Below are 14,263 nucleotides of genomic sequence, written 5' to 3' on the forward strand. Positions count from 1 at the left end.
ACCGGGCGCACGCGCTCCCCGACAGGGCGAGCGGATGTCGCCGGACGCGTCCAGGAAGCCGGGCACGGTGAGCTGGCCGTGTCTGCTTGGTGGTGAAGCTAGAAAACTATTCAGTCGGCTGCAAGGTGTCAATGCCCGCCAATCGACCGAAAGCCTCACCGGACCGCAGATCGTACGTCGCTCTACTCACATTCATCCCGGCGTCACCACCGGGCAACCGGGCCGTCGGGCGGCCGGTTCAGGCCTTGGCCAGCGGGAGCACCAGCACCGCCTCGGTGCCGCCGGTCGGGCCGGGACGCAGCTCGATGCTGCCCCGCAGCTCCCCGGTCACCAGCGCCCGGACGATCTGCAGACCGAGCCGCCCACCCTTGGCGGCGTCGAACTCGGCCGGCAGGCCGCGCCCGTTGTCCGCCACCGAGACGTGCAGCTGCTTACGCTGCCGGTGCGCCGTGACGACCACCTCCGGGCGGGCCTCCGACTCCGGGACGTCGACCCCCTCCTCGGCCGGCGGGAAGCCGTGCTCGACGGCGTTGAGCAGCAACTCGTTGAGCACCATCACCAGCGAGGTGGCGATCTCGGCGGGCAGCACCCCGAAGCTGCCGGTCCGGCGCATCCCGACGCTCACCTCGGTCGCGGCCACCTCGGTCGCCGCGCTCGCCACCCGGTCGACGATCCCGTCGAACTCGACCGCCTCGTCGCTGGACATGGAGAGCGTCTCGTGCACCAGGGCGATGGAGGCGACCCGGCGTACCGACTCCTCCAGGGCGACCCGGGCCTCCGGCATCGACACCCGCCGGGCCTGCAGGCGCAGCAGCGCGGCGACGGTCTGCAGGTTGTTCTTCACCCGGTGGTGGATCTCCCGGATGGTGGCGTCCTTGGTGATCAGGGCCCGGTCGCGGCGGCGTACCTCGGTGATGTCGCGGACCAGGACCAGCGCGCCGATCGGCACCCCGGCGGGCATCAGCGGCAGGGCCCGGGTGAGCATCGTCGCCCCCCGGGCGTCGATCTCCCGCCGGGGCGGGCCCTCGCCGCGCAGCGCGGCGAGGATGCCGTTGGCCGCCTCGGTGCCGTCCAGTGGGTCGCTGGCCAGCCGGCGGTGCAGCTTGGCCAGGTCCTCGCCCACCAGGTGGGAGGCGTAACCCAACCGGCGGTACGCCGACTGCGCGTTCGGGCTGGCGTAGGTGACCTTGCCGCCCGCGTCGAGGCGGACCAGCCCGTCGCCGACCCGGGGCGCGGAGGTGGTCTCGCCCGGGTGCCGGGGCGGCGGGAAGGTGCCGTCGGCGATCATCTGGGCCAGGTCGTCGGCGGTGGTGAGGTAGTTCAGCTCCAACTGGCTGGGGGTACGGGCGGTGGACAGGTTGGTGTCCCGGCCGACCACCGCGATCACCTCGCCGGCCTCCCCGTCGGCGGTGCGCAGCCGGACCGGGATCGCCTCGTGCCGGGCGGGCACGTCGCCGTACCAGACCGGGTCGCCCTCCCGCCAGATCCGGCCCTGCCGGTACGCCACCTCCAGGTGGGCCACCTCCGGCCCGCCCACGATCCGCCCCACCTGGTCGTCCAGGTAGGCGGTCGGGGCGGTCGTCGGGCGGACCTGGGCGACGCAGAGGAACGTGCCGTCGTCGTCCACCGGCACCCACAGCAACAGGTCGGCGAAGGACAGGTCGGACAGCAACTGCCAGTCCCCGGCGATGCGGTGCAGGTGGTCGATGTCGGCCGGGCGGAGCTGGGTGTGCTCCTCGGCGAGGTCGCGCAGCGTGGACACGAGACACAGCGTGCCACGCCCACCCCGACCCCGTCCCGCTGGCCGGCCCGGCTCACATCGTCGCGGTGACCTTCTTCAGCCCGCGTGGGGCGTCCGGGTCCTCACCCCGGGCCAACGCCAGGGCGAGCGCGAGGCGCTGCAACGGCAGGATGTCCAGCAGCGGGGCGTACCGCTCGTCGACCTCGGGCACGGCCATCCGGGTGACCCCCTCGACCTCGGCCGAGCCGACCACCACCACGTCGGCGCGGCGTTCGCCGAGGCGGGGCAGCACCTCACCCATGGACCGGCCGCCGGGGCCGGAGCCGACCACGGCCAGCACCGGCACGTCCGGGTCGGTCATCGCGAGCGGGCCGTGCAGCAGGTCCGCGCCGGAGAAGGCCAGCGCCGGCAGGTAGGAGGTCTCCATCAGCTTGAGCGCCGCCTCCCGGGCGGTCGGGTACGCGTACCCCCGGCCGGTGGTGACGAGCTGGCCGGCGAACCGGTAGCGCGGGGCGAGCTGGGCCGGGGTGGGGTCGGCGAGGGTGTGCTCGGCCAGCTCGGGGAGGCGTTCCAGGGCGGCCCGCTGGTCGGCCGGCAGCACCCCGTCCCCGGCCCGGATGCCCTCCACCAGCAGCAGCAGGGCGAGCAGTTCGGCGGTGTAGGTCTTCGTCGCGGCGACCGCCCGCTCGTGCCCGGCGGCGATGTCGACGCCCAGCTCGGCGGTCTGCGCCAACGGCGAGTCGGGGTCGTTGGTGACCGCCAGGGTGAGCGCGCCGGCCTCGCGGGCGGTGCGCAGCACCTCGGTCAGGTCGGGTGAGCCGCCGCTCTGGCTGACCCCGACGACCAGCGCGTCGGAGAGGTCGGGGCGGGCCCCGTAGACGGTGACCGCGCTGGGCGAGGCGAGCCCGGCGGGCAGTCCGAGCCGGATCTCGGTGAGGTACGCCCCGTAGAGGGCGGCGTGGTCGGAGGTGCCCCGGGCGGTGAAGACGACGTGCCGGGGGCGGCGTCGCGCGACGGCCGCCGCGACCCGGGCGATCGCCCCGGCGTGCTCGGCGGAGAGCAGCCGCGCGTAACCGGCCGGCTGCTCGGCGATGTCGGCGGCCATCCCGGCCCCTGGATGTGTCACGGAGACTCCCCCTCCTTGCGCATTTGCCGCGCGTTTCATGTTCAGTCTTGCACGAACGAGCCATTCTCACCATTGCTGCGAGCACTAACGCGCAGGAGATCCACACTTGTTGCCGGCATCCCCTACGCTTGCCCAGCCCTGGCAACCCCCCTGCGAGCGAGAGGCCGACGTGTCGGAGGAGCCACCCGCGCTGACCGCGGCGGAGGAACTCGCCCTCGCCCGGATCGCGCTCGACGAGGGCGACCTGGCCCACGCCGCCGACCACCTCGCCGCCGCGCTGGTGCTGGCACCGACCCTGCCCGACACCCACGAGACGCTCACCCGGATCGCCACCGCGGCCGGCGGTGACCTCGACCTCTTCCCGCTCGGCCACCGCGCACACGTCGGGGCCGTGGTCGCCCGCGCCCACCTGCTCGCCGCCGCCGGCCGGCCCGCCGAAGGGCTGGACCTGCTGGTCGCCGCCACCGGTCACGCCCCCGGCGTCGACTGGGCCGGGGTGCCCTGGGTGACCGACCCCGAGCTGGCGCAACGGCTCGACCCGGACCGCTGCGCCCGGATCCTCATGCAGGTCTGCGCCGCCGTGCCCGACCCGGTGCCCCGGACCGGCCGGGCACCCCTGCAGCCGTACCTCGCCCTGGCCCGGCACGCGGTCGCCGCGCACCCCGGCACGCCCTGCTGCTCGGGGCGGCGTCCGCGCTGGCCCGGCGGCTCGGCGAGGTCACCCTCGCGGTCACCTGGGCCAGCCGCGGGGTACGCGAGGCGCCGTCCAAGCTCGGCGAGGTCTGGCTCGGGTACGCCTACCGCAGCGCCGGCCGCACCCGGGAGGCCCTGGCCGCCCTGGAACGGGCCGTCGCGCACGACCCCGACGACCTCGCCGTCTATGCCGACATCGCCGGCACCCTGGCCGACCACGGCCAGCTCGACCAGGCCCTCGGCTGGATCGACCGGGCGCTGGCCCGCGACCCGAGCTTCGACTGCGCGGTGCACACCGCGCACCGGCTGCGGTTCCTGCGCGACGGCGACGTCGGGCACCTGGTCGCCCTCGCCGACTTCACCCGCGACCACCCCGACGACACCCACGAGCACACCGACCTCGCCGAGTCCTGCCGGGGACGCCCCTGGCTGGGGCAGGTCACCCCGGCGACGGGCGCGATGGTCGACGCGTTGCGCCGGGCGCTCGCCGCCGACGGCTTCCCCGACGCGGCGGTCCGCCTCGACTCGGTCGAACCGCCGAGCGCGATGCGTACCGTCACCGCCGCCGTGCCCGGCCTGCACGTCGAGGTCACCGGCGTCGCCGAGCCGGACCCACGCGAGCCACGCCGGGCCACCGAGTGCCGGCTCTGGCGCTACGACGGCACCACCGCCGCGCCCACCCTGCCGGCCCCGTCCACCGTCGCCGCCGACCGGGTACGCCAACTCGCCCACCCGGCCTGGCCGCATCCACCGGCCGCCTACGACGCGGCGGTCGGGCTGGCCACCCTGGAGTTGGCCGACCTGCTGGGCCTGCTGGTGCACCCGCCCGAGGCACCGCCGACCGCGCTGGGTCGGGTGCTCACCGGCCAGGACCCGTCACTGTGGGTGCGCTGCATCCAGGTCTGGGCCTGCCTGGGTCTGCTGCACCACCGCACCGACGAACCCTGGGCCACCTCGACCCGCCGTCGGGTGCTGGTGGAACTGATCTGGGGCGTCGAGGACTGGATCACCGAGGCGGCACTGTTCGCCCTGGTCACCGCCGCCTGGGTGGACCCGGCGGTGCGCCCCGACGTGGCCGGGCTGGTGGCCGAGCGCCTCGCCGACGTGGCGACCGTCGCCCAGGGCCGGCCGGTGCCGATCGCCATCTCCCTGGCCCACCTGGCGCTGGCCACCCCGACCGTGGACCCGGACACCACCGCGCTGGCCCACCGGCTGCTCGCCACCCCGGCCCGCCCCCGCCGGACCGGCCGCCTGGCCCGCGCCTGGCATCGCCTCACCGCCCTGGTCCGCCGCCACCCCTGACGCTGCGCCGCCACCCCTGACGCCACGCGGCCGGCCCGTACCCCGGGAGGGGACGGACCGGCCGCGACGAACGGGACGGGATCGGGTCAGGAGACCGGGGCCTTGCCGAGGGCGACCTCGGCCTGCTCCTCGCCGGTGGCCTCCGGCGGCGGGACGGCGTTCGCCGTGCGCAGCGGGATCTCCCGGATGAACCAGGCGAGCACCGGCACCGCGATCGCGATGATCATGGCCCAGAAGAAGACGTGCGAGATGGCGTCGGAGAGGCCGCCGAGCACCACCTCACGTGCCTGCGCCGGCAACTCCTTGAGCTTGGTCAGGTCCATCCCCCGGCCCTCGCCGGTGCCACCTTCGAACGCGCTGCCGGCCGGCGAGTCGGCGAGCCGGTTGGCGAAGATCGCGCCGAACAGCGAGATGCCGAACGAACCGCCGATGGAGCGGAAGAAGGTGGCCGCGCCGCTGGCCGCACCGAGGTCCTTCTGCTCCACGCTGTTCTGCGCGATGAGCATGGAGGTCTGCATCAGGAAGCCCATGCCGGCACCGAGGACCAGCATGTAGAGCGACGACTCGACCTTGCCGGTGTCGACCTCCAGCAGGGACAGCAATGCCATGCCGACGGCCATCACCACACCACCGACGATCGGGAACACCCGGTAGCGCCCGGTCCGGGTGATGGCCCGGCCGACCACCAGCGACACCACCAGCATGCCGAACATCAACGGGAGCAGCAGCAGACCGCTGTTGGTGGCGGAGGCACCCTGCACGGTCTGCTGGTAGAGCGGCAGGAAGTTCATCGCACCGAACATCGCGAAGCCGAGCAGGAAGCCGATCATCGAGATCAGCGCGAAGTTGCGGTTGGCGAAGAGGCCGAGCGGCAGGATCGGCTCGGCGACCCGACGCTCGACGAGAGCGAAGGCCACCAGGCTCACCAGCGCCAGCGCGGCGAGACCGAAGATCTGCGGGGACGCCCAGTCGTATTCGTTCCCGCCCCAGGTGGTGACCAGGACGATCGCGGTGATGCCAACGGACAGCAGTCCCGCGCCCAGCCAGTCGATCCGGTGCTCGGTGCGGTACTTCGGCAGGTGCATCGTGGTGGCCAGGATCAGCAGCGCGAGCCCACCGAGCGGCAGGTTGACGTAGAACGCCCAGCGCCAGGAGAGGTTGTCGGTGATGAAGCCGCCGACCAGCGGGCCGGCGACCATGGCGATCGCCATGATGCCGGCGATCATGCCCTGGTAGCGGCCCCGCTCCCGGGGCGGCACCAGGTCACCGATGATCGCCATCACGCCGACCATCAGGCCACCGGCACCGAGCCCCTGCACGGCCCGGAAGGCGATCAGCTCGACCATCCCGTTGCCGGTGCCGCCGAGCAGCGCCGAACCGGACATCCCGCAGAGCGCCGACCCGATCAGGAAGATGACCACCGAGGTCAGGAAGATCGCCTTGCGGCCGTACAGGTCGCCGAGCTTGCCCCAGATCGGGGTGGAGACGGTGGTGCCGAGCACGTACGCGGTGACCACCCAGGTGAAGTGGTTGACGCCACCGAACTCGCTGACGATCCGCGGTAGCGCCGTGCTGACGATCATGTTGTCGAGCATCGCGAGCATCATCGCGATCATCAGACCGAACAGCACCACCCGGATGTTGGGTTTCGCCGTCGCCTGGGTTTCCTGAGTCATGGGTAAGCTCCCCCGAGATATGTCGCACTTACTTGCCGCCCGGCTAGTCACCTTACTAGCCGCACGGTAAGTTGGACAGCCGGACCCCGTCAAGCGAGTTGGGTGGTAATGGTGAGTCAGAGCACAGGTGGCACGCGGGGGCGCATTCAGGCTGTCGCGCTGGAGCTCTTCACCGAGCAGGGGTACGAGAAGACCTCGCTCCGCGAGATCGCCGAGCGCCTCGGGGTGACCAAGGCCGCCCTCTACTACCACTTCAAGAGCAAGGAGGAGATCGTCAACAGCTACGTCGAGGACCGGTTGCACCGGATGGACGAGCTGATCGACTGGGCCCGCGACCAGCCGGCCACCCAGGCCACCCGGCACGCCCTGGTCAGCCAGTACGCCGACACGATGTTCGCCCCCGGGCAGTCCGTGGTGATGCGCTTCTTCGAACAGAACCAGACCGTGCTCAAGAGCCTCGTCGCCGGCCAACAGATGCGCGAGCGGATGTTCCGCCTGGCCGACGCGATCTGCCAGGGCGACGACTCACCCCGGGCCCAACTGCGGGCCACGCTCGTCCTGTTCGCCGTGCACAGCAGTTGGTTCGCCGTGCGGACACCGGACATCAGCGACGACGAACGCAAGAAGATCGCCCTTGAGGTGGCCGACGAGTTGCTGAACGGCATCGAGGAGAGCTGACCGACCGGGCGGGACCCGGGGCGCACGGGCAGGCCAGGGCCACGAACGGATGCACGCCCCCGCCCCGGGCCGGTGCCTCGCCGGGGGGACGGGACAGCCGACGCCGGGCGGGTCCCGGGCGGATGAAGGTCAGTCGGTGGGCGGGCGGGCCCAGGTGAGGAAGCGGTCGGTCACGTCGACCGGGCGACCGCTGTCGAGCTGCGCGAGGTGGTCCTCCGCCTCCACTTTCCAGCCCGCGAGCAGCGTCAGCAGTCGGGGCCGGTCGTCGGCGTACTTCGCGAGCAGGGCGAGCTTCGCCTCCCCGCAGGGCCACGGGTGCGCGTCCACCCGGCACAGCCAGGTCGAGGGCAGGGGCGTGTGCCGACCCGGGATCACACCGGTCACGAGGTCGACACCCTTCGCGGGACCGGCCCGCGGGCTACCGGCGTGCGAGCTGCCGGCGTGCGGACCGGGGCCTTCAGGCGCCCGGCACCGGAAGGCTGGAGGAACAGGGTCCGCCGGGAGACCGCGTCGCCTGCGGCGTCGAGCACGTACGCGTCGACCCACACCCACCCGTCGTACGTGTGCCAGTCGGTCAGTACCCGGATGACCCGGACCGTGATCGGCCGGACGAACTGCACGCTTGCGGCGCGGGACAGGCGCAGCACGTCGCCGGAGCGAACCAGCGGCGGGGTCACCGCGCGGGCCTCCGCTCCCGCCAGCGGTGCCCGGGAGTGACGTTCGCCAGGCGGCCGGGACCCGCCACGGCGGGACGACCTGGCCGATCGGACCGGGCAGGTACGGGCGCGCGGGCGGCGGCTCGGCGGCCGGCTTCGGTTCCGGTGCCGGTGGCGGGTCGGCAGGCTTCGGCTTATCGGGCACGGTGCTCCCCTGACGTCGTGGCGTTGGAGAGGGGCCGCCTCTCACCCCTCGAAAGAGACGGCCCCCCAGCAAACGCGACCGGCGGGTGTCCTCTTCGACCGGCGGCGTCGCTCTACACACGACTCTTGCAGGCAGTTGCGGGACGGGTACACAGCGTTAGATCATGGCAACGGGACCGTCGGGACGTCCCGAGTGCGCTACAGAGGGGTAACGGGGATGAATCACGCGGTGAAGGTCGCGATGCTCGACGCAGGCGAGACCGCCGAAAGCCTGGCAGCCCAGGTGGGCGTCGACCCGAAGACAGCGGCGCGGTGGGTGAGTCACGGACGCATCCCGCGCGCCCGGCACCGGGTGCGGGTCGCTTCGATCCTCGGGCGGGACGTGCTCGACCTCTGGCCGGACGCGTTGAAGCGCCGCGAACCGGCATGGTTCCGGCGGTGGGCGGACATCGAGCGCGAGGCGGTCGAGCTGCGGTGGTTCGAGCTGGCGTGGGTGCCGGGTCTACTTCAGACCGAGGCGTACGCGCGGGCGACGCTGTCGATGGAGGCGCTGTTACCCGAGCAGGTCGACGAGTTGGTGACGGCGCGCATGGCACGCCAGGCGATCTTGCAGCGGGGCCGGCCACCGCACCTCATCGCGGTCGTAGACGAGACTGCCCTCCGGAGACGCGTCGGCCGCGACCGCGCAATCATGCGCGAGCAGTGCGAGCACATCGCCGCGTGCGCCGATCTGCCCTCCGTGCAGGTGCACGTGGTTCCACTCGATACTCCGATGTATCTCGGGATGGGCGGGCCGTTCATCATGGCCGAGCTTCCGGACGGGGCCCGGGTCGCACACGAGGACGGTCAGGTCCGGGCTCACATCACGGAAGATGCGGCGGAAATTGCTACCCTGGAGAGCAGGTGGGCGCGCATAGTGGGCGAGGCTCTACCTCGGATGCTATCGCTCAAACTCATCAGGGAAGTGGCAGCGACATGGACATGACCGGCGCGCAGTGGCACAAGAGCACCAAGAGCGGCAGCAACGGCGGGGCGTGTGTCGAGGTGGCCGACAACCTGCCCGGCGTCGTCCTCGTACGGGACACCAAGGACCGCGACGGCGCAACGCTGATGTTCGCTCCCGGCGCGTGGCGTGGGTTCGTGACCTTCGCGAAGGCATCCCGCTAGACAAGGCGTTGGGGCCCCGGCCGGACGGCGGTCGGGGGCCACCTGCTGTCCGGGGCCACCGTGACCCAGCGACCCCGGCGTGGGTCCACTCGACCCGGCGCCCCCGAGGTGTCCACCCGCCTGGAAGCCGAAGCCCACCGACGCGGGATCACCCCGAGCGCCCTGATCTGCGAACTGGTCGACGCGGGACTCACCCCGGCCACCGACGACACCACCGTCACCGTCCGAGCCGCCGACCTACGCCGCGCGATCGACCACGTCATCCACGACGCCGCAGCCTGACCTGAGGTTACTGCCGGTTGTTACCCGCTTGGAGTGGCCGGTAGCACCGCCGGTGCTACCAGCGGGAGTACGCTGCCACCATGACCGCGAAACGCTCCATCAGCGTGCCCGACGACGTCGCCGAGTGGCTCGACGGCCAGCCCAACGTCAGCGCCGCCATCACCGCAGCCGTCCGGGCCCAGATGGCCGGCACCCAACTCGACGAAGTGCTGCGCCGCGCCGGCATCGAGGTCACCGAAGCCGGCAAGGCCCGCTGGCGCGACCGCCTGGCCGCGCCGATCCCCGACGACGCCCTCGCCGAGGGGCAGCGGATGCTCGACGAGGGCGCGTGAGCGACAACCAGGTCGCCGTGGTCCTGGACGCCACCGCCCTCGCCGCGTACGTCGACGGGCAGCTCGCCGTCGGCGAGCTGATCGCCGAGGTCGCCGACGAAGACCGCACCGTCGGCGTGCCGGCGGCCTGCCTCGCCGCCGCCTATGCCGCCACCAGCAGCGACGTCGGCACGGCCCTGCTCACCCTCCTGACCACCACACCCGCCATCACCGTGCTGCCCCTCGGAGCCGAACCCGGCGTCGACGACGCCCGCCAAGCCGGCGTCCTCGCCCGCGCCGCAGACGGCGACATCGCCCTCGGGCACGCCGCCCGCACTGCCATCGCCCACCAGGCCCATCTGGCCACCACCGACCCCAATCCGGCCGCCGCCGTGCTGCCCGCCGGCTGGAGCATTCTCGACCTCAGCCAGGCGTGACCGGTGCCTCTGCGGCACCCCAGCCGGCGGTGAGGATCCGCCGGCGCGTCGCGCGGCGTGTGGTGATCGCGCGCTTACTGTCTGCGGGTGCTGCTGACTTACCTGGACGAGTCGTACACCGATCGCTGGTACTGGATGGGCGCGCTACTTGTCCCCGACGTCGTGGCCATCCCGTTGAGCACAGCCTTGGACGAGGTGATGCTCGACGCGGCGAAGGCCTACGGCGTCGCGGCGGAGTCTGAGCTTCATGGCTACGACCTGTTCCAGGGCCGAGCGCCGTGGACAGGTCTGCCGCCCCGGGCCCGAATCGCGGTGTACAACTCCGCGCTCAAGGCCATCGGCTCGCACGAGGTCACGATCATCCTGCGAGGGGTCGACCGCCATGGCCTCACCCGTCGGTACGCCACACCAAAGCCGGCACACGAGGTGGTGCTGTCACACCTGCTCGAACGCATCGACGGGTACGCGGCGATGCGCGAGCAGCTGGTCCTGGTCATCGCCGACGAGGTCGACAACCCGGCAACCCATCGTTCCGACCTGAGCCGCTACCGGACTGCTGGAACCGGCGGCTACCGATCTCGCCGGCTCACCCACATCGTCGACACACTGCACTTCGCCCCATCGCATGCCTCACGGCTCGTGCAGGCCGTCGACCTGGTGACATTCCTGTTCCGCCGAATAGCCAGCGGTACCGTAGCGGACCCGCGCGAGATGGCCGCGAACGAACGGCTGTGGTCGTGGGTCGAGCCGCGCCGCTACCACTCCTGGTGCTGGTCCCCGACCGCCCCTCAGATGCACGAAGGGCCCGCGTGAGCGGGCCCTAAGGCGGCTGCGGGAACCCCCGAAAGGGCCTCCTGCGCTCCCCAGATTAGCAGCAAGTTGTGCGCGACACACAAACTTCGCGAATCGGCTTGGGGTCGGGTGCCGGGTGCCACCGGGGTATGACCCCGATGTCGCCGACGAAGACCGCACCGTCGGTGTGCCGGCTGTCTGCTCGCCGCCGTCTACGCGGCCACGAGCAGCGACGTCGGCACTGCCCTGCTCACCCTGCTGACCACCACGCCCGCTGTCGCCGTGCTGCCTCTTCGCGGCCGAGCCCGGCGTCGACGACGCCCGCCAGCCCGGCGTCCTCGCTGACGCCGCAGGCGGCCACATCGCCCTCGGTCACGCTACCCGCGCGGCCATCGTTCACCAGACGCACCTAGCCGCCACTGACCTGCCACGGGCGTGGCACAGATGGGCAGCGCGGATGGCGCGGTCGCAGCGTTCCCAACCCTGTGCAGGCCCGCCGCGATGCCATCCCGGTGTTACCCCTCGGGCTGCTCACCGTCGCCGCGCTGTTCAAGCAGAGCCCTCAGGTTGCTCATCGCCGGCCGGTGGCCGGTGCCGGCTGCGCGTCGATACCACTGCTCCGCCTCGTCTTGGCTGCCGCGCTGTTCGAGCAGAATCCCCAGGTTGTACATCGCGTCGGTGTGGCCGGTGTCGGCTGCGCGTCGATACCACTGCTCCGCCTCCTCCTGGCTATCGCCGCGCTGTTTGAGCAGAATCCCCAGGTTGTACATCGCCCTGGTGTGGCCGGTGTCGGCTGCACGTCGGAACCACTGCTCCGCCTCCTCCTGGCTATCACCGCGCTTGGCAAGTAGAACGCCCAGGTTGCTCATCGCCCCGGTGTGGCCGGTGTCGGCTGCACGCCGATACCACTGCTCCGCCTCCTCCTGGCTATCGCCGCGCTGTTCAAGCAGAATCCCCAGGTTGTACATCGCCCTGGTGTGGCCGGTGTCGGCTGCACGTCGGAACCACTGCTCCGCCTCCTCCTGGCTATCACCGCGCTTGGCAAGTAGAACGCCCAGGTTGCTCATCGCCCTGGTGTGGCCGGTGTCGGCTGCACGCCGATACCACTGCTCCGCCTCATCTTGGCTGCCGCGCTGTTCAAGCAGAACGCCCAGGTTGCTCATCGCCTCGGTGTGGCCGGTGTCGGCTGCACGCCGATACCACTGCTCCGCCTCATCTTGGCTGCCGCGCTGTTCAAGCAGAACGCCCAGGTTGCTCATCGCCTCGGTGTGGCCGGTGTCGGCTGCACGCCGATACCACTGCTCCGCCTCATCTTGGCTGCCGCGCTGTTCAAGCAGAACGCCCAGGTTGCTCATCGCCCTGGTGTCGCCGGTGTCGGCTGCACGCCGGAACCACTGCTCCGCCTCCTCCTGGCTGCCGCGCTGTTCAAGCAGAACGCCCAGGTTGTACATCGCCTCGGTGTGGCCGGTGTCGGCTGCACGCCGGAACCACTGCTCCGCCTCCTCCTGGCTGCCGCGCTGTTCAAGCAGAACGCCCAGGTTGCTCATCGCGTCGGTGTGGCCGGTGTCGGCTGCATGCCGGAACCACTGCTCCGCCTCCTCCTGGCTATCACCGCCCCGGGCAAGCAGAACGCCCAGGTTGAACATCGCGTCGGTGTGGCCGGTGTCGGCTGCGGTGCGCCACGCCTGTTCGGCGATGTCTAACCGTTGGGTGAAATAGGCATGAGTGCCGATGGTGGCGGCTTGGGGGGTGGTGGCGGCTTGGGGGGTGGTGGCGATGGGGAGCAGGGTGTTCCAGACATGGTCGGGGACTGGGGTGGCTGCGAGGGGGCCTTGGCCGGTGGTGGTGCGGTCGAGGAGGTAGTCGGAGGCGGTGTAGGTGTCGTTGTCGTGGGGCAGGAGGCAGGAGCTGGCGCCGAGGACCCGTTCGCATGCCCATTGGAGTCCTTGAGTGATGGTGGGTAGATCGGCGCGGTGTCTCCAGGCGGGGGACAGGTAGGGGCGGTAGAGCTTGGCGAGAATGTCGCGGGAGACGGGAGTGGTGTAGCCGGCGCGGCGACAGTCCACCGCGGCGCTGATGAGGGCGTGTCCGACTTCGAACGAGGGGCCGTCGCCGACCGACCAGCGGCGCATCATGGCCGGGCCGGCGGCGAGGTATTCGGCGAACCCGACCCCGGCGGTTAGCGCAGCCGTGATCCGGTCGTCGCCAGTGGCCTCGGCGGCGGTGCGCTCGGAGTCGGTGAGGTGCTGACCGACCGGGATGCGACGTCGGCCGCGGATCTGGGCCACCAGTTTCGCCGCAGCCTCGTCCAGCCCGGCTGTGATGAGTTCTTGGCCTTGGCCGCCTCGGGTGGCGGCGTGGTCGAGGCGGGATAGTTCCTCGTCGCGGATGGTGGCCACCACCACCACGTCGGCCCGCCCGGAGGGGCACAGACGTTGAAGTAGCGCCTGGTCGATGCCTCCGGGGGTGAGGAAGCGCTCCAGGTCGTCGAGCCACACGACCGCATCGCTGATCGGATAGCCGGCCTCGACCAGATCTCTCAGCGCCCCTGCGTACGCCGGGGTGAGTAGCTGGTGGTGCGGGCGGAGGCGGTGGATGGCCTCGAACGCGCTGCGGCTCTTGCCGGCGGCTGCCTTGCCGTGCAGCAGCACGATCCCGCCTTCGGCGATGGCCCATTCCAGATCATCGTCACCAGTGCGGGGAACGTAGCGAGGAAGGTCCTGGTCATGGCGGTCGGTGGTATCGATGGCAGGTTTGACGCCCAGGTCCAGCGGGTCGACCTGCTCCACCAACGGCGGCCGTCCGTCGTCGCGAAGATGCAGCAGGCACCCGAGGGGCACGGACTCAGTCGGGCTGGCGGTGCCGGGTTTTTTGCCTGGTCGCGCCGTGCGCCAGCCGACCACCAGCCCTACCGCTCCGAGGAGCCCGAAACCGATGCTGGTGATTTTCTCAGCCCGGTCCAGACCTTGCTTCACCAGGAAGTACACCACCGGGACAACGACTGCGACCGAGGAGAACAGCAACACGATCTGGCGGAGTCGTCGCCGCACCGACATGAAGGCCACACGTCATTCTGAAGGTGACCGGCAAGAAGCGCAGACCCGCCATCTCACCCACGCTAGCCCGCCCATCAGCTGAGAGCATTCTCGACCTCAGCCAGGCGTAGACGGCGTGCTCGTCTTCTTCAGGCGTCACGGG

General features: G+C 71.4%; 13 protein-coding genes and 1 pseudogene. 8 read left to right on the forward strand and 6 right to left on the reverse strand.

Annotated elements, in window-relative coordinates; all coding sequences use genetic code 11:
• Positions 1-238: 238 nt before the first annotated feature.
• Both ACQP2H_RS25720 and ACQP2H_RS25725 read right to left on the reverse strand, forming a co-directional pair.
• The gene (locus tag ACQP2H_RS25720; protein WP_219464521.1) at positions 239-1,762 is read right to left on the reverse strand and encodes a sensor histidine kinase; all 1,524 of its coding nucleotides are present in this window, start codon (positions 1,760-1,762) and stop codon (positions 239-241) included.
• Positions 1,763-1,814: 52 nt separating this feature from the next.
• Entirely contained in the window at positions 1,815-2,846 is a 1,032-nt protein-coding gene (locus tag ACQP2H_RS25725; RefSeq protein ID WP_357535274.1) for an SIS domain-containing protein, read from the reverse strand.
• A gap of 190 nt (positions 2,847-3,036) precedes the next feature.
• On the opposite strand from ACQP2H_RS25725, the pseudogene ACQP2H_RS25730 reads away from it, so the two are divergent.
• Positions 3,037-4,862 (forward strand): annotated as a pseudogene (locus tag ACQP2H_RS25730) (tetratricopeptide repeat protein).
• An 86-nt stretch (positions 4,863-4,948) separates the two neighbouring features.
• On the opposite strand, the gene ACQP2H_RS25735 reads toward ACQP2H_RS25730, so the two are convergent.
• Positions 4,949-6,538, reverse strand: a complete 1,590-nt coding sequence (locus ACQP2H_RS25735) for an MDR family MFS transporter (protein WP_433229191.1) — start codon at positions 6,536-6,538, stop codon at positions 4,949-4,951.
• A 108-nt stretch (positions 6,539-6,646) separates the two neighbouring features.
• Here ACQP2H_RS25735 and ACQP2H_RS25740 point away from each other — a divergent pair, with 108 nt between their 5' ends.
• Positions 6,647-7,216 carry a TetR/AcrR family transcriptional regulator gene (locus ACQP2H_RS25740; RefSeq protein ID WP_433229193.1) on the forward strand — a complete coding sequence of 190 codons (570 nt, stop codon included), beginning with the start codon at positions 6,647-6,649 and terminating at the stop codon, positions 7,214-7,216.
• 129 nt (positions 7,217-7,345) lie between these two features.
• Here the strand turns inward: ACQP2H_RS25740 and ACQP2H_RS25745 are convergent, their stop codons facing one another.
• Both ACQP2H_RS25745 and ACQP2H_RS25750 read right to left on the reverse strand, forming a co-directional pair.
• A complete protein-coding gene (locus ACQP2H_RS25745) occupies positions 7,346-7,600 on the reverse strand; it encodes a flavin reductase (protein ID WP_433229195.1) in 255 nt (84 codons plus the stop codon).
• On the reverse strand, positions 7,597-7,893 hold the full coding sequence (locus tag ACQP2H_RS25750; protein ID WP_308290905.1) for a hypothetical protein: 297 nt from the start codon (positions 7,891-7,893) through the stop codon (positions 7,597-7,599). Before ACQP2H_RS25750 ends, ACQP2H_RS25745 begins: the two co-directional genes overlap by 4 nt.
• A 400-nt stretch (positions 7,894-8,293) precedes the next feature.
• Here ACQP2H_RS25750 and ACQP2H_RS25755 point away from each other — a divergent pair, with 400 nt between their 5' ends.
• From ACQP2H_RS25755 to ACQP2H_RS25780, 6 genes are all read left to right on the forward strand, one after another.
• A complete protein-coding gene (locus ACQP2H_RS25755; RefSeq protein ID WP_219464524.1) occupies positions 8,294-9,061 on the forward strand; it encodes a DUF5753 domain-containing protein in 768 nt (255 codons plus the stop codon).
• On the forward strand, positions 9,058-9,243 hold the full coding sequence (locus tag ACQP2H_RS25760; RefSeq protein WP_219470345.1) for a DUF397 domain-containing protein: 186 nt from the start codon (positions 9,058-9,060) through the stop codon (positions 9,241-9,243). The genes ACQP2H_RS25755 and ACQP2H_RS25760 overlap by 4 nt, the downstream gene beginning before the upstream one ends.
• A 108-nt stretch (positions 9,244-9,351) precedes the next feature.
• Entirely contained in the window at positions 9,352-9,525 is a 174-nt protein-coding gene (locus tag ACQP2H_RS25765; RefSeq protein ID WP_219464525.1) for a hypothetical protein, read from the forward strand.
• An 80-nt stretch (positions 9,526-9,605) separates the two neighbouring features.
• Positions 9,606-9,857 carry a hypothetical protein gene (locus ACQP2H_RS25770; protein ID WP_219464526.1) on the forward strand — a complete coding sequence of 84 codons (252 nt, stop codon included), beginning with the start codon at positions 9,606-9,608 and terminating at the stop codon, positions 9,855-9,857.
• The gene (locus tag ACQP2H_RS25775; protein ID WP_219464527.1) at positions 9,854-10,273 is read left to right on the forward strand and encodes a hypothetical protein; all 420 of its coding nucleotides are present in this window, start codon (positions 9,854-9,856) and stop codon (positions 10,271-10,273) included. The genes ACQP2H_RS25770 and ACQP2H_RS25775 overlap by 4 nt, the downstream gene beginning before the upstream one ends.
• Before the next feature lie 87 nt (positions 10,274-10,360).
• Positions 10,361-11,086 carry a DUF3800 domain-containing protein gene (locus ACQP2H_RS25780; protein WP_219464528.1) on the forward strand — a complete coding sequence of 242 codons (726 nt, stop codon included), beginning with the start codon at positions 10,361-10,363 and terminating at the stop codon, positions 11,084-11,086.
• Between the two features lie 494 nt (positions 11,087-11,580).
• Here the strand turns inward: ACQP2H_RS25780 and ACQP2H_RS25785 are convergent, their stop codons facing one another.
• Positions 11,581-14,121 carry a tetratricopeptide repeat protein gene (locus ACQP2H_RS25785; RefSeq protein WP_433233675.1) on the reverse strand — a complete coding sequence of 847 codons (2,541 nt, stop codon included), beginning with the start codon at positions 14,119-14,121 and terminating at the stop codon, positions 11,581-11,583.
• Between the last annotated feature and the right edge of the window lie 142 nt (positions 14,122-14,263).

The organism is Micromonospora sp. CA-248260 (assembly GCF_050942205.1).
In the GTDB taxonomy this organism is placed as follows: domain Bacteria; phylum Actinomycetota; class Actinomycetes; order Mycobacteriales; family Micromonosporaceae; genus Micromonospora; species Micromonospora antibiotica.

Excerpts from the sequence above, each read along its gene's own strand:
- ACQP2H_RS25725 (WP_357535274.1), bottom strand. The coding sequence starts at position 2,846 with ATGGCCGCCGACATCGCCGAGCAGCCGGCCGGTTACGCGCGGCTGCTC.
- ACQP2H_RS25740 (WP_433229193.1), top strand. The coding sequence starts at position 6,647 with ATGGTGAGTCAGAGCACAGGTGGCACGCGGGGGCGCATTCAGGCTGTC.
- ACQP2H_RS25755 (WP_219464524.1), top strand. The coding sequence starts at position 8,294 with ATGAATCACGCGGTGAAGGTCGCGATGCTCGACGCAGGCGAGACCGCC.
- ACQP2H_RS25760 (WP_219470345.1), top strand. The coding sequence starts at position 9,058 with ATGACCGGCGCGCAGTGGCACAAGAGCACCAAGAGCGGCAGCAACGGC.
- ACQP2H_RS25785 (WP_433233675.1), bottom strand. The coding sequence starts at position 14,121 with ATGTCGGTGCGGCGACGACTCCGCCAGATCGTGTTGCTGTTCTCCTCG.
- ACQP2H_RS25735 (WP_433229191.1), bottom strand. The coding sequence starts at position 6,538 with ATGACTCAGGAAACCCAGGCGACGGCGAAACCCAACATCCGGGTGGTG.
- ACQP2H_RS25770 (WP_219464526.1), top strand. The coding sequence starts at position 9,606 with ATGACCGCGAAACGCTCCATCAGCGTGCCCGACGACGTCGCCGAGTGG.